Here is a 22,692-nt window from a genome sequence, read left to right as displayed (position 1 = left end):
ACACGGCGATGCACCCGGCGGCTCAAGCCGTTCGGCGGCGACGGTGCCACCACTTGTCCAGGGACCAGACCCCCGCCCCGGCCAAGACCAGAGGCAGCCACGCCATCAGGTAGGCCAGGTCATTGCCCAAGTAATACGGCTCCGTCGCCCAGCTCACCGTCAGCCACAGACTCAGAGAGATCAGCGCACCCCCGAGCGCCGCAAGCCGCCCCAACACACCCAGCAACGTCCCGACCCCCACCGCAAGCTCCCCGAACGCGATCGCGTAACCGAACCCGGCCGGAGACCTGAGCGCCAGATCAACGAGTTCCGGGAGGGCGGCGACGTCGCGCACGGTGCGCATCTGCTCGCCGACCGACCCGGACCCCGTAGACCGGAAGAACGCACTGTCCGTCAGCTTGTCGAGCCCCGCGTAAATGAAGGTCACTCCGAGAAAAACCCTCAGCGGCAGCAGCGCGAACCGCCGCCCGGTCGCACGCCAACCCCCACCCTCACCACCCCCCACCCCGTACCCGCTGTGCGTATCCGTCCGCATGCCGTGCGCCATCGCCGCTCCGCCACCTCTCGCGTCGCACCAGATGCCGTGCCTGTAACCGACCATACGGACGCGACGCCGCCCCGGCTCACCCAGAGACGGCTCAATCGACGACGTCGATCGCGCAACGGTTCGTCTCCACCCCCGCAGCCGTGACCACCTGCACCTCCACCCGCCCCGGCTCGACATCCACCGGCACCGGCACGACCAGCAGCCCGTCCGCCGGATTGGTGAACCCGCCCGGCACCGGCACCAGCGGCACATGGACGTGCACCGTGCCGATCCGGACCGCCACCCGCGCGAGCTGGTCCGCCGTGCCGGCGCCCGGCGGCACGAACCCGACACCGCGGATCTCGATGTCCTCGCCGGTGCGGATCGGCGCGTCGAGGTCACCGGCCTCGCGGGCGCGCACGACGGAGAGGACGACGGGCCGCCCGCCCTCGGCGTACTTCCCGCAGAGGTACGTGGCGGCCGACACCGCGACCAGGACGGCGAGGCCCCACGGCAGGTCGGGCAGCTGGTCGGGCCGACGGGCGAGCCGGGCGGCGGCCCACACGAGCGCGGCCGCGGACACGGCGACGTACTGCGTGTCGGTGAAGCTGCCGCGCCCGGAGTCGTCGGTGAGCAGGTCGGCGGCGCGCGGCCGGATCGCGGGCACCTTCTGCAACCGCTGCCCGAGCACGCGCAGTCCGACGACCCGCCGCACGAGGACCGCGACCCCGCACACCACCGCGAGGACGGTCAACAGCCCCGCCCCGCGCGCCAGGTCGAGGCCGTCGATCAACTCCTCCCGCGCCCGGGCCCCCGACGCCAGCGCCAGCTCCCCCGCGAGGACGAGCACCGCGTACACCACGAGGACGACCACGCAGCCCGCCACCGCCCGTGACGTCGACAGCCGGTTGTCCTCCCCGATGACGGGCGCGAGGACGCCGCCGCGCGCCCGGTGCAGGGCGGCGGCGCCGCTCAGCACCCCGCCGACAAGGACCGCCGCGACGAGCCCGGCCGTGCGCGCCGTGCTCCAGCCCGCGCCGATCGCGGTGAGCGCCTGCACGAGCAGGAGGACGAGGAACCCGCCCCAGACCAGGAAAAGGGTGCGCGGCAGCAGGCTCGCGCGCCACGCCGTGCCCGCCGCCCGGCCGCGTTCGGCGACGGCCTGGGCGGACTGGGTGAGTTCGTCGGAGATCCACTGCCGGGAGGCCCCGGCGGAGTGCGCGACGGCGGGCGGCACCCCGCTGCCGGACGCCAGCTCCTCCCGGCGCGCGAGGAACGCGGCGACCGCCCTGCGGTGCCCCTCGCGCGCGCCGTGCGGACAGTCCCCGCAGGTGCATCCGCCCTCGTGCGTGCCCGCCGCCCCGCCCTGCCGTGCTTCCCGCATCGCCACCGCGACGCCCCCGCCCTCAGCTTTGTGTCGCCCGTCAACTTCCGTGTATCGATGGGGAATTGTGCCGTACGCGGCGGTCGACCCGGCGCACGGGGGCGACTCCGTGGAGTGAACGCCTTTCGTCCGTATTGACCGGCATGTTGACGCCGCTGCGAGAATTTCCGTATGGCCGAGATCATCCAGCGTGACGGAACCTGGGCCTTCGACGGCAGCACCATCCGCATCACCCCAGGTCTGCACCGCAGCGTGGCCCTGTTGCGGCAGACGTACGGCGAGATCAGCGTGCCGCTCACGGCCGTCTCCGGGGTCGCCTACGAACCCGAGCGCAAGCGCGGCCGGCTCCGCCTCACCCTGCGCGAGGCCGCCGACCCCCTCCTCCAGGCGACCGGCGGCCGCCTCCCGGACACCGCGGACCCCTACCGGCTCGCGGTCGACGCCGACCGCTCCGGCGTCGCCGAGTACATCGCCGAGGAGATCCGCCAGGCGCTGCTCCTGGAGCAACTGCCCGACGGGCCCGCCGACACCTACCTCGTGCCGGGCCCCGCCGTTCCCGTCTCCGTCCGCTCCAGCGACGGCATGGTCTCCTTCGACGGCAGCCGCGTCCGCATCGACTGGAGCGACACCTCGGACCGGGTGAAGCGGGTGACGGGGCCGCGCGTCATCCCCCTCGACGACCTGGACGGCGTCGACTGGGTCCCCAACTCCGGCTACGAGGACGGGGTGCTGCGCTTCGTCCTGAAGGGCTCCCCGTACGCGAAGCTGCCGCCGGAGAAGGACCCGTACGCCCTCGATCTGTGGGGCAACGCCCGCAAGGATCTGCTGACCGCCCTCGTCGCGGCGGCGGTCACGGCCCGCCTGCCGCACCCGTCCGCGCCGCCCGGCACCCCCGCGCTCCCCACGTCCCGCCACACCGACCACGACGTACTGCTGCGCCGCTTGCGGGAGTTGGGCGAGCTGCACCGGGACGGCGTGCTCACCGACGCCGAGTTCACGCGCACGAAGCTGGTCGTGCTCCGCGACTTCCGCTGAACGGGCCCCGCGAGCGGCTACGACAACAGCTCCGGCTCGCTGCGCGTGATGTCCTGCCACATCGACTGGTAGTTGATCCACGCCACGAGGTCGCCGCCCGTCCGGTCCCGGGTCGCCACCGCCTGGGGCCGGTCGATGAGCACGGGCCGCCCCACCGCCCGCGCCGTCAGCTGCACCTGGCAGCAGCGCTCCAGGGCGATGAACCACCAGGCCGCCGCGTCCACCGAGTCCCCGACCGTGAGCAGCCCGTGATTGCGCAGGACCAGCGCCTTGAACGAGCCGAGCGCGACCGCGATCCGCTTGCCCTCCCCCGCGTCGACCGACACCCCCGTGTACTCGTCGAGCAGCGCGTGGTCCTCGTAGAACGCGCACGCCTCCTGGGTGATCGGCTCGATCAGCTCGCCGAGCGCGGCGAGGGCGCGCCCGTACGTGGAGTGGCAGTGCGCCACCGCGACGAGGTCGGGCCGGGCCCGGTGCACCTCGGCGTGGACGGTGAACGCGGCCTGGTTGACGTGGTACCGGCCCTCGACGACCTGCCCGTCCCCGTTGGCGAGGACGAGATCGCTCACGGTGATGTGGCGGAACGGCATCCCGAACGGGTTCACCCAGTAGCAGTCCTCGAACTCCGGGTCCCGGGCCGTGATGTGGCCCGACACCCCGTCCTCGTACCCGAGCCGCCCGAAGTTCCGCAGCGCGCCCGCGAGCCGCTCCTTGCGGTACCGGCGCTCGTCGGCGGGGTTCGTGTGCACCGGCGGCATGGCGAAGTGCAGCTGGTCGGTGGGGATCGGGGCTGGGCTCTGCGTGGACATGAGGCGGAAGGTACCCGGGCGCCCCGCAAGGCGACAGGCCCGGGCTGTGAAGACACTGCGCCGGACCGGCCGGATATCCCGACAGCAGGTGTCGGGTATCCGCGCCACACTCGGCCCATGACCTCGAACTGGGCTGCCTTCGCCGCCGCCGAGCCGGACCTCGCCAAGACCGTCGAGGACCGCTTCGCCCTGTACACGCATCACGTCCTGGCGACTCTGCGCAAGGACGGTTCGCCCCGTACGTCGGGGCTCGAAGTCCGTTTCCTGGACGGGGAGTTGTGGCTCGGCATGATGCCGGGCTCACTGAAGGCCCGGGACCTGATGCGCGACCCGCGCTTCGCCCTCCAGGCCAATCCGGGCGAGGGCACGACGACGCACGGCGGTGACGTACGCGTCAGCGGCCGCGCGTTCCTCGTCGAGGACCCGGCGACCATCGCCCGCTACACCGGCCGGGTCGAGGTGCCGGACCCGGACGACTTCCACCTCTTCCGCACCGAAACAACCGAGGTCACCAGGGTGTACGTCGAGGACGACACCTATCTGGTGACCCAGGTGTGGACGCCGGGCGAGGCGGTACGCACGATCAGGCGCCGGTAACCCCGGCCCCGCCCGTCGTCGGGACTACTCCCACTCGATCGTCCCCGGCGGCTTGCTCGTCACGTCGAGGACCACGCGGTTGACGTCCTTGACCTCGTTGGTGATGCGCGTGGAGATCTTCGCGAGCACCTCGTACGGCATCCGCGTCCAGTCCGCCGTCATGGCGTCCTCGGAGGAGACGGGGCGCAGCACGATCGGGTGGCCGTAGGTGCGGCCGTCGCCCTGGACGCCGACCGAGCGGACGTCGGCGAGCAGCACGACCGGGCACTGCCAGATCTCACGGTCGAGGCCCGCGGCGGTCAGCTCCTCGCGGGCGATCGCGTCGGCCTCGCGGAGCAGGTCCAGGCGCTCCTTGGTGATGTCGCCGACGATGCGAATGCCCAGGCCGGGGCCGGGGAACGGCTGGCGCTGGACGATCTCCTCGGGCAGGCCCAGCTCGGCGCCGACCGCGCGGACCTCGTCCTTGAAGAGCTGGCGCAGCGGCTCGACGAGCTCGAACTCGATGTCGTCGGGGAGCCCGCCCACGTTGTGGTGGGACTTGATGTTGGCGGTGCCGGTGCCGCCGCCGGACTCGACGACGTCCGGGTAGAGCGTGCCCTGCACGAGGAAGGCGACCTCGGGGCCCTCCTCCTGGAGGATCTCCAGCTGGGCCTGCTCGAAGACGCGGATGAACTCGCGCCCGATGATCTTGCGCTTCTCCTCGGGGTCCGAGACCCCGGCGAGCGCCTTCAGGAAGCGGTCGCTGGCGTCGACGACCTTGAGGTTCGCACCGGTCGCGGCGACGAAGTCCTTCTCGACCTGCTCGGTCTCGCCCTTGCGCATCAGGCCGTGGTCGACGTAGACGCAGGTGAGCTGGGAGCCGATGGCCTTCTGGACGAGGGCCGCGGCGACCGCGGAGTCGACGCCGCCGGACAGGCCGCAGATGGCACGCTTGTCGCCGACCTGCTCGCGGATCGCGGCGACCTGCTCCTCGATCACGTTGCCCGTGGTCCAGGTCGGCGCGAGGCCCGCGCCCCGGTACAGGAAGTGCTCCAGGACCTGCTGGCCGTGCGTGGAGTGCATGACCTCGGGGTGGTACTGGACCCCGTACAGCTTCTTCTCGTCGTTCTCGAACGCGGCTACGGGGACGACGTCCGTCGAGGCCGTCACGGTGAAGCCCTCGGGCGCGGCCGAGCAGGCGTCGCCGTGGGACATCCACACGGGCTGCTCGGCGGGCGTGCCCTCGAACAGCGTCGAGTCGGTCTTGGAGACGGCGAGCGGCGTGCGGCCGTACTCGCGGGCGCCCGTGTTGTCGACGGTGCCGCCGAGGGTCGTCGCCATCAGCTGGAAGCCGTAGCACATGCCGAAGACGGGGACACCGGCCTCGAAGAGCTCGCGGTCCAGGCGCGGGGCGCCCTCCGCGTAGACCGACGACGGGCCGCCGGAGAGGATGATCGCCGCCGGGTTCTTGGCGAGCATCTCCGCCACCGGCATGGTGCTCGGCACGATCTCGCTGTAGACCCGGGCCTCACGGACGCGGCGGGCGATGAGCTGGGCGTACTGCGCACCGAAGTCGACGACCAGGACGGTGTCGGGGGCGGCGGCAGCGGAAGTCGCTGATGACACGGGTTGCCTTCCGGCGGCGTTTAGCAGGGGGTCGTACCGTCGATTCTAACGGTTCGGGTCAGCTGTCCCTCAGGTCACGGGGCTCCGCCCCGGACCACGCTCCTCAAACGCCGGAGGGGCTGACAGAAAAACCGCCGGAGGCGGGGCGCGCTATAGTCGGCCCCATGTTCACGCAGACGACCTACGTCTTTACCTATGGCAGCCGGCCCGCCGGATGCCATGGTCGTGCTGCTTGAACCACTGACAAGCGACTTCCACAGGCGCCCCGGGCCGACAAGGCCCGGGGCGCCTGTCGTTTTCCGGGTTCTGTCGGTACCGGGCTCCGCGTCCCCTATAGAACTCTGGAGCCTGAACCCATGACCGTCACCGACACCACCACCGACACCGACACCGGCACCGACACCGCCGGCGTGATCTCCGCCTCCCGCGCCCGCATCGACTCCCTCGACGACCGCATCATCGGCCTCGTCCAGGAACGGATGGCCGTCTCCGCCGTCGTCCAGGAGACCCGGCTCGCCGCCGGTGGGCCGCGCGTGAACCTCTCCCGCGAGATGGAGGTCCTCGGCCACTACAGGGACGCGCTCGGCAAGCCCGGCACCGCACTCGCGATGACCCTGCTCGAACTGTGCCGGGGCCGTGTCTGAGACCCGGACCCCAGTTCGGTGCGGCACTCACCCGTACGGCGCGTGACCCGGACGCGGCGGGCTTCGTTGGTCCCGGTGTCCGTGTCAGCCAGGGGCGGGCCAGTCGAACCACGCGTGGCTTTGCCGGAGCGATGAGACGTCACGGTCATCCGTACGTCGTGGGACCTCGCTGCGGTGCAGTGACCGGACGGCAGGGGACAGCAGCCCGGTCACCCGAGAGAACGGCCGGTCCCGGGGACGCCCGGGGCCGGTCGGCCTCCTGGACCCCGATCCCCCACACAAATTCGAACCCCCATACTTCTCCCTCTTCTTCTCTCCCGTCCCCTTGTCCCGCGAAGAGCCTGCGGCGCGACCCCCCGGCGCCGCTCCGCGGCAACGACGCTGCCCTGACGTCGGAGCCGATGACGAAGGGCCCCGCAGATCCGTCCTGCGGGGCCCTTCGCCGTGCCTGTCAGCGGTTATGCCGAACCATCGGCCTTCTCCAGCTTGGCCAGCTGCGCCTCGATGATCTTCGTCGGCACGTGGGCGCCCTTGACGTCCGCGGCGTTCATGGCGTGGAAGACCGCCACGGTCGAGCCGCTGCGCACGACGACGTACGCCTCTCCGAGCGTGTCACCGTCGATCTTCCCGGTCATCGTGTACGAGACCGCCTCGTCCCCCGCCTCCGGCGCCTTCCCGGGCCGGACGCCGCTGTGCCGGTACCCGGCGTGCTCGTAGGCGTCGCACTTCTCGCTCGCCGTGCGCAGGGCCGCCATCAGCTTCTCCGCGTCCGCCTCCTGGTGGGCGAGCAGGCCGAGCCGGACCGTGTTGGCGTCGGTATCGGTGAGGCTGGTCACCGAGCGGGCCACGCGGGCGGCCGCCTTCGGCTCGGAGCGCAGCAGGAACAGATCGGCGATCGGCTGGCACGCGGCCGGGTCGGCGGGCACGCCCACGTCCGGGATCTCGTCCTCGCCCATCTTTCCGACGAGGTACCCCTTCACATCGGCCTTGGTGATCATGACCTGGTCCAGCCGCTCCTTGCTCAGCGGCTTCAGGCCCGGCTCCGCCGACGCCGACGGTGACTGCGACGACGACTGCTCGGCGGCCTCGGACGCACCTCCGCCCTCAGCCTTTTCTTCGCCGCCCCCGCCTGATCCACATGCCGCACTGGCGGCCAGCGCCGCCGTCACGCAGATCCCGGCGAGCATGCGTCGTACACCTGTCTTCATGTCCGTATGAAAGCCCGGACCTGCGGTGTTTACCAGACCTTTGCCTGGCGTTCCACGTAACGATCGCATCGCGACCAGATGGTTGTACGACGGCGGCGTGACATTCGCCATATAAGCGACAGCTCGCCCTCGTGGCTCGTTCCTGAGTGACTTGCGTCACACGAAGCAACGCTGTCCCGCCCGGTTTGTCTCAACCAAAACGCGAGTCGGCACCGGCTCGCCTCCTGGGGGGAGAGGACACCATGAAGATCGTTTTTCTCATCAACAACGCGTACGGCATCGGCGGGACCATCCGTGCCACCGCGAACATGTCCGGCGCACTGGCCGAACGGCACAACGTCGAAGTCGTCAGCGTGCACAGGACCGCCGACCGTACGGGGCTGCCCTTCGACCCCCGCGTACGCATGACCACCCTGATCGACCTGCGTGAGGACAGCGAGGAGTACGCGGGGGACGACCCGCTCACCCAGCGGCCCAACACGATGTACAACGAGGGCAGCACCGTCTCCGGGCGCCAGCGCTACACCGCGCTGCACGACCAGCGCCTCTCCGGCTACCTCGCCGAAACGGACGCCGACGTCGTCATCGCCACCCGCCCGATCCTCAACGGCTACCTCGCCCGCTACGGCACCGGCCGCTACCTGCGCGTCGGCCAGGAGCACCTCTCCCTCGCCGGCCACGCCGACCAGGTGCGCCGCGACCAGAACGTGGCGATCGGGCAGCTCGACGCCTACGTCACCGTCTCCGAGGCGGACGCCGCCGCCTACCGCGCCGCGCTCCCCCAGGTCCGCACGCTGATCACCTGCGTGCCCAACGGGGTGCCCGCCGGGCAGGCGCAGCCCTCGACGCGGGACTCCAAGGTGATCGTCGCGGCCGGGCGGCTGATCCCCGTCAAGCGCTACGACCGGCTCGTCGACGCCTTCGCCCAGGTCGCGGACGCCCACCCCGACTGGACCCTGCGCATCTACGGACGCGGCCCCAAGCAGGCAGAGCTGCGCGCGCGGATCGACGCCCTCGGCCTGTACGAGCGGATCCTCCTCATGGGCTCGGTCTCCCCCATCGAGACCGAGTGGGCCAAGGGCGCGATCGCCGCCGTCTCCTCCGACATGGAGTCCTTCGGCATGACCATCGTGGAGGCCATGCACTGCGGCGTCCCGGTCGTCGCCACCGACTGCCCGCACGGCCCCGCCGAGATCATCGAGCACGGCAAGAACGGCCTGCTCGTGCCGAAGGAGGACGGCGAGAGCGGCATCCGGCGCTACGCCGACGCGCTCGACCGGCTCATGTCCGACGCCGCGCTGCGCGACGAGATGGGTGAGGCGGCGCGCGCCCGCGCCGCCGACTTCGCGCCCGACGTCGTCGCCCGCCGCTACGAGGAGCTCTTCCGCGTCCTCGCGGCCCGCCGCCTGGAGCATCAGCAGATCCCCGAACCGCAGCGCCCCGAGGAGCGCCGCCGCGGCCGGCTGTGGCGCCGGCCCAAGGCCTTCGCGCTCGTGCAGCAGCCCAAGAAGTCGACGGCCGCGCCGACCGCCTACGTCCGCTCCACCGCCGACGGCGGCGTCACGGTCCGCTTCGACGCCGAGACGCTGCCCGCGGGGCCGCTCGACTTCGTGGTCCGGATGCGCAAGGACCCCGAGGGGCGGGAGATCCGGGTGCCCGTGCCGGACCTCGCCGCCGCGCCGGACCCCGACGCCGCCGCCGTCACGCTCTCCCCCGCCGAGCACGTCCTCGCCGAGGGCCGCTGGGACTGCTACGTCGCGCCCCGCGGCACCACCAAGCGGCGGCGCCTGATGTGCGGCCTCGCCGAGCGGGCCCGGCGCGTCGGCGCGGCCCCGTACACCGGCCCCGACGGGGTCGCGGCCTGGCAGCCGTACCCCACCGTCGACGGGTTCCTCGCCCTGCGCACCTGGCACCGCCCCGCGCACGCCGAGGTGGAGCGCGTCGGGATCGGCGAGGACAGCGCCACGTTCACGGCCGTGCTCCTCGGCACCGGCGCCGGTCTCGACGGGGCGCGCGTGGTCGCCGTCTCCCGCGCCGGTGAGGGCCAGAACTTCTCCGTACCGGTCGAGCCCCTGGCCGACGGCGGCTTCACGTTCACGCTGCCCTACGCCGACGCGGCCGGACGCCGTGCGGCCGAGCGCGACTACTGGGACCTGCGGCTGCACCGTGCCACGCCCGATCCGGCGCCGGTGCCGATCGGCCGGCTCGGCGGCGACATCGTCGACCGCAACAAGACCGACCTGTTCCCCGAGCGCGGCGGCCACGGCGTGAAGGTGTACGTGACGGCGTCCAGCGACTTCGCGGTGTGCGCCCGTGAGCGGTGAGTCCCGAGACCACCGAGATCCCAGTGATCCCAGTGATCCAGTTCACATAAGAATTCCGTGAGAATCGGGACAACCATTCCCTGCCACCACGGGTCACCTATGCGGAAACGAAAGTCCCTCTGCATACCGATCGAGGTAGGAATGACGCTTCGCCGCGCACTGGTGACGGCGGCCGCCACGGCAGCCATGGCCCCGATCGCGCTGCTCTCCGCCCCGGCGGCGTTCGCGGACGAGCCGTCGGCGCCCGCGGCCACCACCGCGACCAGCACGACCGACCCGAACGCCATCGCGCAGGAGGCGGACCCGGGGACCACCGAGTCCGACCCGAACGCGGTCAAGGACCCGGCCGGCGACCCGAACGCGGAGACGGAGACCGAGCCCGGTCCGGCCGACCCCGCCGACGACACGAAGACCCCGCCGGTGAAGGACACGGACGACCCGGGCAAGCCCGGTGACCCGAAGCCCGGTGTCGGGAAGCCCGGCGAGGAGAAGCCCGGCGACGGCGATTCCACCGAGGAAGAGTGCACCGCCATCGAGGACAGCCCCGGCACCCTCGCGGAGCTGCGCGGTCTGCCCTCGAAGGTCGTCGCGGGCTCCGGCTGGCACAACTTCACCTTCCGGGTCTCCAACAAGACGTCCGAGGAGTTCGACGCGGCGTTCGTGCGGCTGTACGCCTTCGCGTTCGCCTACGACGAGGACACCACCGAGATCAGCAAGTACGTGCACGTCCAGTACTCCGGCATGGACGGCTGGCACGACATCGACACCGCCATCGACGCCGAGAACTACGAGCCGTTCACCAACGTCGGCCGCATCGCCCCGGGCGACCACGCCGACCTCCCGCTGCGCCTCAGCGTCGACCGCAAGGCCCCGACCGGGATCGGCGGCTCGGTGGCCTTCGCGACCAGCGTGGACCCGAACGGCGTCTGCGGCGAGAGCGTCCCCGAGGACCAGGAGTACCGGTTCGAGATCGTCGCCGCGCCGAAGAAGCCCGGCACGGTCCCGGCGGCCGTCACCTCGCCGAAGCCGGTCGTGACCAGCACGCCGACCCCGTCCAACACCCCTGCCCCGCAGGCGAGCAGCACCCCGTACTCCGGGACGCTCGCCGCCACGGGCTCCGGTTCGGCGCTGCCGACCCTCGGCACGGTCGGCGGGATCGCCGTCCTCGCCGGGGCCGGTGTCGTCTACTCCGTGCGTCGCCGCAAGGCGGGCAACGAGGCGTAAGCGCCCCGCACGTAAACGGGAGGACCCGCACTCGGAGGGGGGTGCGGGTCCTTCGCGTTCCCCTTCCTTCTGCGTCTGCTCCCTACTGCGTCTTCTGCGGCGGCACCGCCGGCATCCCGAGGAACGGCAGCTTCAGCGCGCCGAACGCCTCCGCCGGGACCGCCGGGCTCTTCGGCTCGACGGGCGCGAGCCGCGTGTAGGCCGCGCCCACGCGCGGACGCGGGTCCTCCTCGCCCTTGTTGGGCCAGTACGACATCGCGCGCTCGGCCTGCGCCGTGATCGTCAGGGACGGGTTCACGCCCAGGTTCGCGGAGACCGCGGAGCCGTCCACGACGGAGATCCCGGGGTGCCCGTACAGCCGGTGGTACGGGTCGATGACGCCGCTCTCCGCGCTGTCGCCGATCGGGCAGCCGCCGAGGAAGTGCGCGGTCAGCGGGGTGCCCATCAGCTCGCCGACGTTCGACCCGGCGAAGCCGTTGATCTCGGCGGCGATCGCGGACGCGCCCTCGGAGGCCGCCTTGATCTGCTTGGGGTTGGGCGCGCCGTGGCCCTGCTCGGCGGTGAGCAGCCCCTTGCCGACGCCGTCCGGCTTCAGGTACGTCGTCAGCGAGTTGTCCAGGGACTGCATGACGAGGCCGATGATGGTCCGCTCCGACCAGCGGCGGTTGGACAGGGAGCGCGCCATGAGGGTCGGGTGCTTCACCGCGTTGACCAGCCAGCTCGCGACCCGGGACGACTTCTCCGCGTACGGCACCTGGAGGATGGAGAGGCCGCCCATCGCGTTCGAGCCCTTGCCGTAGCGGACCGGCTCGATGTGCGTGTTCGCGTCCGGGTGGACGGACGAGGTGATGGCGACGCCCTTGGTGAAGTCGGGGTTCGCGCCGTGCCGCTGCCGGTAGCGCCGGTCGGTGGTCTGCGCGCCGACCAGCGCCTCGGAGTTGGTGCGGGTCAGCTCGCCCAACCGGGCAGAGATGTGCGGGAGTTGGCCGCTCGACTTCATCCGGTGCAGGAGCGTCTGCGTGCCGTACGTGCCCGCCGCGACGATCACCTTGCGGGCCTTGAGGACGCGCCCGGCCGACTTCTTCTTGTCGTCCGTCGGCAGTGTCGCGACCGCGTAACCGCCCTGCGAGTCGTCGGTGACGGAGACGACCGTCGTCATCGGGTGGACGACGGCGCCCGCCTTCTCGGCGAGGTAGAGGTAGTTCTCGTTGAGCGTGTTCTTCGCGCCGTGGCGGCAGCCCGTCATGCACTCGCCGCACTCCTGGCACGCCTTGCGCGCGGGCCCGGCTCCGCCGAAGTACGGGTCGGGGACCTGCTGTCCGGGGCGCGCCGTGACGCTTCCGTCCGCGTCCTCGCCGTCGCCGAAGAACACGCCGACCGGCGCCATGTGGAAGGTGTCGCCGATGCCCATCGCCTGGGCCGCCGCCTTCAGGTGCACGTCGGCCGGGGTCATCGTCGGGTTGAGGCGTACGCCGAGCATCCGCCGCGCCTGGTCGTAGTACGGCTTCAGCTCCTCCTCCCAGTCGGTGATGTCCTTCCACTGGGGGTCCTCGAAGAACGGCTTCGGCGGGACGTAGAGGGTGTTGGCGTAGTTCAGCGAACCGCCGCCGACGCCCGCGCCGGCCAGGACCATGACATTGCCGAGCAGGTGGATGCGCTGGATGCCGTACATGCCGAGCTTCGGCGCCCACAGGTAGTTCTTCACGTCCCAGGAGTTCTTGGGGAGCGTGCCGGGGGCGAAGCGGCGGCCCGCCTCCAGGACGCCGACGCGGTAGCCCTTCTCGGTGAGGCGCAGGGCGGATACGGATCCCCCGAACCCGGACCCGATGATGACCACGTCGTAGTCGTACGCGGAGTCGTCGTTCTCGCCCAGCGTCATTGCCAGATCTCCTTGCGTGCGAGTGCAGGTCGTATGTGGCTGGTCGCGCAGTTCCCCGCGCCCCTGGCCGGGTTCAGCGCAAGCGGAACTTCTTCATCAAGGACAAGCTGCGGGTCATGAACTGGGCGTACTTCTCGTCGTCCATGCCGAAGGACGGGGCCATCGGCATCACGCGCTGGTGTGCGACGGTCTGGGCCTCGGTGTACTTGAGGAGGCCCTCGGAGCCGTGGCGGCGGCCGAGTCCGGAGTCCTTCATGCCGCCCATGGGCGCCTGGACGCTGCCGTACGCGGGCGCGTAGCCCTCGTTGATGTTCACGGTGCCGGTGCGCAGGCGGGCGGCGACCTCGTGGCCGCGCCGCGCGTCCTTCGTCCAGACCGACGAGTTGAGGCCGTACGGGGTGGCGTTGGCGAGGGCGATGACCTCGTCCTCGTCGGTGAAGCGGTAGACGGAGACGACCGGGCCGAAGGTCTCCTCGGAGCAGACCGCCATCGGCGCCTCCACCCCGTCGAGGATGGTCGGCTCGAAGAAGTACGGGCCGATGTCGGGGCGCGCGACGCCACCGGCGAGGAGCTTCGCGCCCTTGGCTACGGCCTCCTCGACATGGGCCGTGACGGTCGTGAGCTGGCGTTCGCCGACGAGCGAGCCCATGTCGGCGCCGTACGCGAGGGACTTGCCGAGCCGCATCGACTTCGTACGGGTCGCGAACCGCTCCAGGAAGGCGTCGGCGACCGACTCGTGGACGTACAGCCGCTCGATGGAGATGCAGAGCTGGCCCGCGGAGGAGAAGCAGGCGCGCACGGCGCCCGCCGCGGCCTTCTCCACGTCGGCGTCCGCGAGGACCAGCATCGCGTTCTTGCCGCCGAGTTCGAGCGAGACCCCGACGAGCCGGGCCGCCGCGCCCTGGGCGACCTCGCGCCCTGTACGGGTGGAGCCGGTGAAGGAGACGTAGTCGGCGTGCTTCACCAACTCGGGTCCCACGACCGGGCCTTCGCCGAGGACGACCTGGAAGACCTCGGGCGGCAGCCCCGCCTCGATGAGGAGGTCGCGGGCCCACAGGGCGGTCAGGCAGGTCTCCGTGTCGGGCTTCATGACCACGGCGTTGCCCGCGACGAAGGCGGGCAGCGCGTCACCGACGGAGAGTTCCAGCGGGTAGTTCCACGGGGCTATCTGCCCGACGACACCGCGCGGCTGGCGCAGCTCGGTGACCTTGGTGAGCGTCGGGACGGCGCCGGTGTGCCGCTTCGGCTTGAGGTAGGCGGGGGCCTTGCGCCCGTAGTGGCGGGCCGCGACGGCGACGGCCTGCACCTCCTCGTGGGCGTGCAGACGCGCCTTGCCGGTCTCCAGCTGGATCAGGTCGAGCACCTCGGCCTGGCGCTCCAGGACCAGGTCGTGGAAGCGGAGCAGCACGGCGGCGCGCTGCCGCACCGGCGTCCGCGCCCACACCTCCTGCGCGGCGCGGGCCCGCTCGAAGGCGGTCGCCACGTCCTCGGGCGTCGACTCCGGCAGGTCGGCGAGCTTCTCACCGGTGAACGGCGTGTGGTTCGCCGTCCGGCCCGAGCCGACCACGCCCCGGGTGAGCTGGGCGACCAGCTCGGGCGTGACCACGTCGGCAGCCGTGCGCGCGCCCGCGGGGGCGGCGGCCGTCGGGTTGGTCCCGGTCTTCTGTACGGTCTCGGGGGTGGCCTGCGACTCCGTCATGCAGGGGAGCGTATGCCGAAGGCGACGCTTTCGGTACCCATCAGTAACGAGCTTTCACCGTCCCCACGCACCGCGCCAGTGTTCGCTGGCATCAAAGGTGCTGATCAGGGGCTTTACAGAGGCGCTTCCGATGGCCGGTCATTTCTCGGCGATCTCGAGATGGGCCAGGACGTCGTCGGCCACCTCGCGGCCGCGCTCGGTGAAGTCGCCCTTGCCGGGATACTCGACCGACACCCGGTACATGTCACCGGCCTCGTTCCTGAAGTAGAAGAACCGGACCTCGCGCGGCCGGGGGTCGGTGGTGTCGTCCGTCTTGTAGGTGACGGTGTTCCGCGCCGCGTCGTCGCCCTGGAACTTGGCGTCGTCGTCCGGCGCCGTCCTCGCCCCCTTCGGCATGTCGAAGTCGGCGTCGCCGCTGTCCTTGAACCCGGTGTCGTCGTCGTACATCTGGGCCCGCGCCGAGCCCTTGATCTGGTTCAGCGTGTCGTCCTTCTTGCGCGCCACGTGGACGCCGACGGAGACGCCGCCGCTCCAGTCCGTGTACGTCACCCAGTTCTTGTCGGTGTCCGTGTCGGTGGGCCGCCCGGCCTGGTACTCGTCCGGCACGGCGAGCGTGACGCCGAGCGCCTTCTCCTCGTGCTTCGTCCAGCCGTCCGGCAGGGGCCCCGCGAACGGGTCCGCGATCACCAGGTACGCGGCCGCCGCCAGGGCCACGACACCGGCCGCGGCCCCGATCAGCGTCTTGCGGCCGAGGCGTACGCCGCTTCGGGCCGGGCCCACCTGCACCACCCGCGTGGGCTCCGGCTCGGCGGCGCGCTCGAGCAGGGCCCGCACCTGCGCGGCGGACGGGCGGCGCGCCGGGTCCTTCTGGAGCAGCCCGTTGATGGCGTCGGCGAGCGGGCCCCGCGCGGAGGCGGGCGCGGCAGGCGTCGCGTTGAGCACGGACTGGAGGGTCGCCGGGGTGTTGGAGCGGCGGAACGGGGAGACGCCCTCGGTCGCCGCGTAGAGGACGACGCCGAGGGACCACAGGTCGGAAGCCGGCCCCGGGCGCTGGCCGAGCACCCGCTCGGGGGCGATGAACTCGGGCGAGCCGACGAAGCCGCCGGTGTCGGTCAGGCTGGTCTCGCCCTCGATCCGGGCGATGCCGAAGTCGGTGAGGACGACGCGGTCGTGGCGGCCCAGCATGACGTTGTCGGGCTTCACGTCGCGGTGCAGGATTCCCGCCGCGTGCGCGGCCTCCAGGGCGCCGAGCACGGCGAGCCCGACGCGGGCGGCCTCGCGCGCGCCGAGCGTGCCCTCCTGGAGCGCGGCGCCGAGCGAACGGCCCCGCACGAACTCCATGACGATCCAGGGGCGGCCGTCCTCCACGGCGACGTCGTGCACGTTCACCACCGCCGGGTGGTCCAGGCGGGCCGCCGCCCGCGCCTCGCGCCGCATCCGCTCGAAGACATTGGCCCGCTCCCGCTCGGGCAGGTGGTCGGGGACGCGGGGCTCCTTCACGGCGACCTCGCGGTCCACCGTCTCGTCCTGCGCCCGCCATACGGTGCCCATGCCGCCGTGGCCCAGCTTGGCGAGGAGCCGGTAGCGGCCCGCGACCAGCCGGCCCGCGCCCGGGTCGGGCTGCGGCTGCGGCTCTGCCGGCGGGGCGGCGGCGTACGGGTTGCCCGGGTGCGGCACGTGCGGCACATGCGGTGCGGCGGGCGCGTGCGCGGTCCCGGGCCGGGGCGGTTGCAGGCTGAAGCTGGTGGGTTCGTTCGGGCCGTTCAGGCCGTTCGGACCGTGGGCGGTTCCCCCGTTGTCGTTCATGGGTCCATCCCTACCGTGCGGGAGCCCCGGCTTCCACAGCCATCCCGGCAAGGGTCACGGACTTGTGACCGGCCCCGCGCGGCACGGCCCGTCATTCCCCCGCAGAAGGGGTGAACGTGTCCACGGCGGCGTCGAAGTACCCCCGTGCCTCGTCGATCCTGCCGACCGGCGCCGACACCCGGACGTCGTAGCGGCGCCCGTCCTCCTCCCAGCACAGGTCCATGACGCGCCGGGCCTCGCCCGAGGCGCTCGGGTCGTCCCAGGTGAACTCCCACAGCGCGGCGTCGTGCTCGTCGTGCGACGTGTCGGTGATCTTCCCGTCCCGGTAGCCGGGGTTGGTGCGCGGCCCGGCGGCGGCCGCCCGCTGCTGCGTCGCGGCGGGCCCGCCGTTCTGCGGCGCGGAGACCCGCACGCCGATGCGGAAGGTCCGCTCCGCCGACATGTAGTACACCCACACCCCGTCGACCGAGCGGGAGAACCCTTTCGGCACGGCGAGGGCGAACCCCTTCACGTCCCGCACGCCCCGGTAGCCGGGCGGCACGGTCAGCGGCGGCCGCGTGGTGGGGGCCGGCTGCTGCGTGACGGTCACGGTCGGGGTGGGCGCCCGCGTCGTGGTCTCCGTGCGCGTGGGGCCCGACGCCGTCGAGGTGGGCGACTGCGGCGCGTTGTCGTCCTGCCCCGCGAGCAGCACGGCGGCGGAGATCCCGGCCCCGGTGACCGCCGCGACGACGGCGGCGGCCACGAGCACCACCCGCGTCGGGATCCTGCGGTGCCGCACCACGACCGTGTCCAGCGGCGGCGGCAGGAACGGCAGCCGGGCCGGGGCCGCCTGCGGGGTCGCGCCCGTGGCGACGTAGGCGCGCAGCAGCCGCTCGGCCTCGTCGAGGTCGAGGCGCCGCTCGGGCTCCCGCTCCAGGAGGCCCCGGACGACCGGGAGCAGCGGTGCGGCCTCGGCGGGCGGCAGCGCCTCCTCGTAGAGGATCGCGTGCAGGGTGCCGCCGAGGGACTCGCGGCGGAACGGGGACTCGCCGGACAGCGCGGCGCACAGCAGCGCGCCGAGCGACCACAGATCGGCGGCGGGGCCGGTGCGGCCTTCCTGCATCCGCTCGGGCGCGGTGTACTCGGGCGAGCCGACGAACCCGCCGGACTCGGTCAGCGTCGTGGCCCCGGCGACCCGCGCGATCCCGAAGTCGGTGAGCACGATCCGGCCGGTGCCGGACTCCAGGAGGACGTTGGCGGGCTTCAGGTCGCGGTGCTGGACCCCGCCGGCGTGGGCGACGCGCAACGCGCCGAGCAGCGCGAGCCCGATCCGGGCGGCGTGCAGGGCGTCGACGGGCCCGTCCTGCGCGAGCCGCTCGGCGAGCGAAGGTCCGTCGACCAGCTCCATCACCATGTACGGGCGTCCGTCGTCCAGGACCACGTCGTGCACGACGATGATGTTCGGGTGGTTCAGCTGGGCGACGGCCCGGGCCTCGCGCAGCATCTGCTCGCGCTGGAGCCGCGCCTCGCCCGCGGAGAGCGACTCGTCCAGGCCGAGCTCCTTGACGGCGACCTGTCGCGCGAGCAACGTGTCGGTGGACCGCCAGATGACCCCCATGCCGCCGCGGCCGATCTCGGCCTCCAGCCGGTAACGACCGCCGATCACGCGGACGTTGGCCCCCTCGGTCCCCATGCGCCCCATCATGCCGCACACATGCGTGCAAGGACTGTCCGGTTCCGGTCAGCAACGTTTCCGAAATGCGGTGTCACCGACGGGCGCACGGGTCTACTGAGGCGGGTCCCATCCGCGCAGAATGGCGTCGAACCGCTCCCGCGCGCCGGGCCACTGGTCCGCGGGCGCGGAGAGGTAGAGGACGTACTCGGTGCCGTCGGCCTCGCGGTAGGTCTGCTCGATGGCACGCCTCGGCCCGGTCGTGGCGTCCTTGTTCCCCGCCGTCCACGTGAAGTCCCACAGGGAACCCTCGCGGTCGCGGAAGTGGTTGGAGTCGAGCGCGATCCGCCGGTACTCGGGCAGGCCCTTGCTCACGGTCTTCTCCAGGTCCAGCTGGTGCTGGTAGGAGTCCCGCCACTGCGAGTTCTTGTCGATGGCGATGCGCAGGAACTGCTTGCCGTCGTCGGGCGTGTAGTCGATCTGGGTGCCGTTCACCTGCCGCTGCCAGCCCGGCGGCAGCATGAGGCCGAACCCCTCGACGTCCTGGACCTTCACCCAGTCATTCGGGATCGCCCCGTTCCCGGTCTCCTGCCCGCCCGTGCCACCCGTGTCACCCTTGTCGCCGTTCTTGCCGCTCCCGCCCTGGTCGTCCCCGGTCCCGCCGGTCGTGCCCTGGCTCGACGCGGTGTCGTCGCCGTCGCCCCTGCCCTCGTAGTACTTGGCGCCGACCAGCGCACCGCCACCGCCGATGACCAGCGCCGCGACCCATATGGCGACCATCCGCGGCCAGCGCCGCCGCGGCGCGGCCGACGGCGGCACGGGCGCCGTCACGGAGGTGGGGGTGTGCGGCTGCGGGGCGGGGGCCGGGGCAGGTGTGTAGGTCTGGGTGTGCACACGTGTCGGCACGTACGCCTGCGCCGCGCTGGAGGACCGTCCCTCCGCCGCCTCGGCGAGCATCGCCTCGGCCTCGTCCGCCGTGGGCCGCGCGGCCGGGTCCTTGCGCAGCAGCGCGCTGATGACCGACCCCATCGCCCCCGCGTGCTCGGGGGTCCCGGGCTCCTCCTCGATGACGGCCTGCATCGTGCTGATCGGCGACGTGCGCCGGAACGGCGAGGTGCCCTCGACGGCCGTGTAGAGGGTGGCGCCGAGCCCCCACAGGTCGGAGGCGGGGCCCGGCTCGGAGCCGCTCACGCGCTCCGGCGCCAGATAGTCGACGGAGCCGACGATCTCGCCGGTCCTGGTGATGGTCGAGTCCCCCTCGACCTGCGCGATGCCGAAGTCGGTCAGCTTGACCCGGCCGTCCTTGGCCAGCAGCACGTTGCCCGGCTTCACGTCGCGGTGCAGGACCCCGGCCTTGTGCGCGGCGCGCAGGGCCCGCAGCGTCCACAGGCCGATCCTGGCGGCCTCGGCGGGCACGATGCGGCCGTGCTCCTTGACCGCGTCGGCGAGCGAGGGGCCCTCGACCAGCTCCATGACGATCCAGGGCCGGTCGTCGTGTTCGAGCACGTCGTGCACGGTCACGACGTTGGGGTGGTTGATGCGCGCGGCGGCCCGCGCCTCGGTCTGCGTCCGCGCGAGCAGCACCGCGCGGTCCGCCTCCGACACCCACTGAGCGGCCGTCAGTTCCTTGACGGCGACCTTCCGGTGCAGCACTTCGTCATGTGCGCTCCACACCCGGCCCATGCCGCCGCGCCCGATGGATTCGCCGAGCCGGTAGCGGCCCGCGAGGAGCTGGCCCTGCATCTGATTCACGTTCCCACCAATGGTCTTGACGTGCCCACACTAGGGAGCGGCGGCCACTCAAGGAACAGGCGGGGTGCCATGGAGACAGCACTGTGACGCGGTTCGCGTCCGGTACCTCCCGGTTCAGCCGCGGTACTGGTAAGTAGCCGACGCCTGGTCGTACAACCGCGTCACCTCGTCGCGCTCCGCCTCGGGGCCGCGCACCTGGACGACGTGGTACCTGCCGCCGACGATCATGGCCAGATTCCGCACGAACACGTCCCGTCCGTCGGAGCCCTGCCACGTGAACTGCCCCTCGGCCATGGACCGTCCGCCGACCTCGACGGTCTTCATGCCGCTGGAGGTGGCCCACGTCGAGTCGCGGAACGGCTGCAACTCCCGCTCGTCCTCCCGCTGGTACTTCATCGGGTCACTGCCGTACGTGGCGGTCGCGTCGCGCCCGGGGACGACGAGCAGCTCGAACTTGCCCTGCGCGTAGACGACTTGCCCGCGCCCGTTCTTGGCCTGCCGCTGCCACCCCTCGGCGACGGCGACCTCGAACCCCTCCGGGTCCTTGCGCAGGGCGAAACCGGCGGCGATGTCGGACTGCGGCTGGGTGCTGGAGGGCTCGGAGCTGTCCTTCCGGTCCGGCGACGCGGAGGACGCGGGTGCCGAGGGCTCCTGCGAGCGCTGCGGGGCGCCGCCCCCGATCGAGTTGGCGTTCTCCCGCGTCCCCGAGGCACCGTCGTCCTTCGGCATGAAGGCCATCGCGTACGCCACCGCGCCGACGAGCCCGACAAGCACGAGCACGAGCAGCCACCGCCCGAGCGACCTCGGCTGCCGCCCGCCCCGCTCACGGGGTGCGCGCGGCGCCTTGGGTATGGGCTCGGCCTTGGGCGCTCTCGGAGCCTTGGACGGCTTCGGCGCCCTGGGCGGCTTGGAAGCGCGCGCGGCCCGCTCGACCCGGCCGCGCTTGTGCCGCCCGTGCCTGCGCACGAGCTCGCCGCGACGGCGTTTGACGGGCAGCCGGGCGGCGTCGAACGGCGGTGCCGGTACGACGTTCACCCCCGCGTCCGGCTCGGGCGCGGACCGCACGAGGGAGCGCAGCCAGCCGCGCAGCTCCTCGAAGTCGAGCCGCTCGGTGGGGTCCTGCCGCAACAGCGACTCCACGACGGGCCGCAGCGGCCCGCACTCCTCGGCGAACGCGGGCGGCTCCGCGCACACCATCTGGACCAGCTCCGGCGTGGACTCCTCCGGGTACGGGGCGTGCCCCTGCACGGCCCGGAAGAGCAGAGCGCCCAGCGCCCACAGATCGGTCGCGGGCCCGACGGGCGCCGCGAGCTGCCAGCTCTCCTGCACGGGGTAGGCCTGCTCAGGCGCCCACCGCTCGGTAACGGGCCCGACAACGGTCATCCGCACCTGCCGAGCCCGCTCGGCGGCGACCCCGCTCAGCTCATTTGCCGCTTTGAGCGGTGAGGCCCCAGCCCCACCCGGCGCAACTCCAGCCCCAGCCAGCGCAAATCCAGCCCCTCCGGCGCTTGAGGAGCGGGGTCCGGGGCGGAGCCCCGTGTCCTGGCCGTCAGCCCCGGCGACAAGCTCATCCCACCGGGCAGGCCGCACCGCGGGGCCACCAGGCGAGGCCTCGACCTCATGACCGGCCCGGGGCCCAGCCCCATGCCACGCCTCCCCGCCGGAGGCAGCCCGCGCTCCGGCCCGGTACGCGGCAATCGCCCCGGCCCGAGCCGCCCGAAAGTCCTCGGCATCATCACCCCGCGGCAGCGCGCCGGCGGGCGGACCAGCCTGCGCGGGCAACCTGACGGGCGACGGCGAGGCCACCTCGACAGCCGCCTCGAACCCGAACCCGAACCCGGGCCCGGCGCCAGGCGCAGGCGGGGGCGCGGACGGGGACGGGGACGCGGCCTCGTCGAACTCCGCCTCCCCCGGCGAGGGGGGCCGCGGATCGTACCCGCACAACGCCTCCTCGGCGGCCCCCGCGGCCATCCCGGTGAGCACGACCCGCCCGTCGTCGCAGACAAGCACGGTCCGCGCCGTGATGTTCCGGTGCACCCACCCGTGCGCGTGCAGCGCCCGCAGCGCGGTCAGCACGTCGGAGGCGACCTCCGCGGCCCGGTACGGGCTGAGCGGCGCCTCGTCGAGGAGTTCGGCGAGGGGGCGCGCCGCCACGACCTCGCTCACGACCCACAGCGACCCGCCCTCGGCGAACACGTCGAAGACCTGGTCGAGCCGGGGGTGGTCGGGTATCTGCGCGGCGGCCTGCGCGGCCTCGATGGCCCGCGCGACGGCGGGCTCGGCGGCGCCCCGGGCGGGCGCCCCGGGCCGGAACCCGTCGGGGAGACCGTCCGCGTCGAGCACCTCCGCCTCGACGACCTCCGGCAACGGCACCTGCCTGACCAGGACTTCCTGCCCGCTGTAGGTGTCGAAGGCGCGGCTCTCCGAGAACTCCTGCGCGTCCGGCGCCGGAACGGGAAGACGGTAACGGTCGGCGAGCACCCGTCCCGCGTACTCGTCCACGACGCCTCCCCAGATCCGCCTGCGGTCAATTCCGTTCGCTATGTGCC

Annotated in this window: 16 protein-coding genes; 5 read left to right on the top strand and 11 right to left on the bottom strand. The window is 72.4% G+C overall.

The annotated features are described in order from the left end of the window. Nucleotides 1–22 precede the first annotated feature (22 nt). Both N5I75_RS20515 and N5I75_RS20510 read right to left on the bottom strand, forming a co-directional pair. On the bottom strand, nt 23–547 hold the full coding sequence (locus N5I75_RS20515) for a DoxX family protein (RefSeq protein WP_476679338.1): 525 nt from the start codon (nt 545–547) through the stop codon (nt 23–25). A 91-nt stretch (nt 548–638) separates the two neighbouring features. Continuing rightward, nucleotides 639–1,916 carry a hypothetical protein gene (locus N5I75_RS20510; protein WP_476679337.1) on the bottom strand — a complete coding sequence of 426 codons (1,278 nt, stop codon included), beginning with the start codon at nt 1,914–1,916 and terminating at the stop codon, nt 639–641. 165 nt (nt 1,917–2,081) lie between these two features. On the opposite strand from N5I75_RS20510, the gene N5I75_RS20505 reads away from it, so the two are divergent. Then, nucleotides 2,082–2,945 (top strand): DUF4429 domain-containing protein, encoded by an 864-nt coding sequence (locus N5I75_RS20505; RefSeq protein WP_476679336.1) that lies wholly within the window; start codon nt 2,082–2,084, stop codon nt 2,943–2,945. Between the two features lie 17 nt (nt 2,946–2,962). On the opposite strand, the gene N5I75_RS20500 is transcribed toward N5I75_RS20505, so the two are convergent. Then, on the bottom strand, nt 2,963–3,754 hold the full coding sequence (locus N5I75_RS20500; protein WP_476679335.1) for a class II aldolase/adducin family protein: 792 nt from the start codon (nt 3,752–3,754) through the stop codon (nt 2,963–2,965). 117 nt (nt 3,755–3,871) lie between these two features. Here N5I75_RS20500 and N5I75_RS20495 point away from each other — a divergent pair, with 117 nt between their 5' ends. Further along, on the top strand, nt 3,872–4,351 hold the full coding sequence (locus N5I75_RS20495) for a pyridoxamine 5'-phosphate oxidase family protein (RefSeq protein WP_476679334.1): 480 nt from the start codon (nt 3,872–3,874) through the stop codon (nt 4,349–4,351). 24 nt (nt 4,352–4,375) lie between these two features. Here N5I75_RS20495 and guaA read toward each other — a convergent pair whose 3' ends face one another. Beyond that, the gene (gene guaA, locus N5I75_RS20490) at nt 4,376–5,956 is read right to left on the bottom strand and encodes a glutamine-hydrolyzing GMP synthase (protein ID WP_476679333.1); all 1,581 of its coding nucleotides are present in this window, start codon (nt 5,954–5,956) and stop codon (nt 4,376–4,378) included. Between the two features lie 356 nt (nt 5,957–6,312). Here guaA and N5I75_RS20485 point away from each other — a divergent pair, with 356 nt between their 5' ends. Continuing rightward, nucleotides 6,313–6,600: a chorismate mutase gene (locus N5I75_RS20485; protein WP_476679332.1), complete on the top strand. Its 288-nt coding sequence runs from the start codon at nt 6,313–6,315 to the stop codon at nt 6,598–6,600. Between the two features lie 458 nt (nt 6,601–7,058). Here the strand turns inward: N5I75_RS20485 and N5I75_RS20480 are convergent, their stop codons facing one another. Then, nucleotides 7,059–7,808: a hypothetical protein gene (locus tag N5I75_RS20480; protein ID WP_476679331.1), complete on the bottom strand. Its 750-nt coding sequence runs from the start codon at nt 7,806–7,808 to the stop codon at nt 7,059–7,061. 242 nt (nt 7,809–8,050) lie between these two features. Between N5I75_RS20480 and N5I75_RS20475 the strand changes: the two genes are divergently transcribed. Continuing rightward, on the top strand, nt 8,051–10,132 hold the full coding sequence (locus N5I75_RS20475; RefSeq protein ID WP_476679330.1) for a glycosyltransferase family 4 protein: 2,082 nt from the start codon (nt 8,051–8,053) through the stop codon (nt 10,130–10,132). Nucleotides 10,133–10,273: 141 nt separating this feature from the next. After that, complete coding sequence (locus N5I75_RS20470; protein ID WP_476679329.1) at nt 10,274–11,356, top strand: hypothetical protein; 1,083 nt, start codon at nt 10,274–10,276, stop codon at nt 11,354–11,356. An 82-nt stretch (nt 11,357–11,438) separates the two neighbouring features. Here N5I75_RS20470 and N5I75_RS20465 read toward each other — a convergent pair whose 3' ends face one another. The 6 genes from N5I75_RS20465 to N5I75_RS20440 all read right to left on the bottom strand — a co-directional run bounded on the left by N5I75_RS20465 (nt 11,439) and on the right by N5I75_RS20440 (nt 22,645). After that, entirely contained in the window at nt 11,439–13,235 is a 1,797-nt protein-coding gene (locus N5I75_RS20465) for a GMC family oxidoreductase N-terminal domain-containing protein (RefSeq protein ID WP_476679328.1), read from the bottom strand. A gap of 73 nt (nt 13,236–13,308) precedes the next feature. Beyond that, nucleotides 13,309–14,934: a succinic semialdehyde dehydrogenase gene (locus N5I75_RS20460; RefSeq protein WP_476679327.1), complete on the bottom strand. Its 1,626-nt coding sequence runs from the start codon at nt 14,932–14,934 to the stop codon at nt 13,309–13,311. Nucleotides 14,935–15,072: 138 nt separating this feature from the next. Continuing rightward, entirely contained in the window at nt 15,073–16,740 is a 1,668-nt protein-coding gene (locus tag N5I75_RS20455) for a serine/threonine-protein kinase (protein ID WP_476679326.1), read from the bottom strand. Nucleotides 16,741–16,831: 91 nt separating this feature from the next. Next, a complete protein-coding gene (locus N5I75_RS20450) occupies nt 16,832–18,412 on the bottom strand; it encodes a serine/threonine-protein kinase (RefSeq protein ID WP_476679325.1) in 1,581 nt (526 codons plus the stop codon). Nucleotides 18,413–18,505: 93 nt separating this feature from the next. Next, nucleotides 18,506–20,134, bottom strand: a complete 1,629-nt coding sequence (locus tag N5I75_RS20445; protein WP_476679562.1) for a serine/threonine-protein kinase — start codon at nt 20,132–20,134, stop codon at nt 18,506–18,508. Nucleotides 20,135–20,257: 123 nt separating this feature from the next. After that, nucleotides 20,258–22,645: a protein kinase gene (locus N5I75_RS20440; protein ID WP_476679324.1), complete on the bottom strand. Its 2,388-nt coding sequence runs from the start codon at nt 22,643–22,645 to the stop codon at nt 20,258–20,260. Nucleotides 22,646–22,692: the final 47 nt, after the last annotated feature.

The organism is Streptomyces sp. R818, from assembly GCF_056172735.1.
The sequence above is the reverse complement of the archived record's forward strand: the minus strand, read 5'-3'. Positions and strand labels throughout refer to the sequence as shown.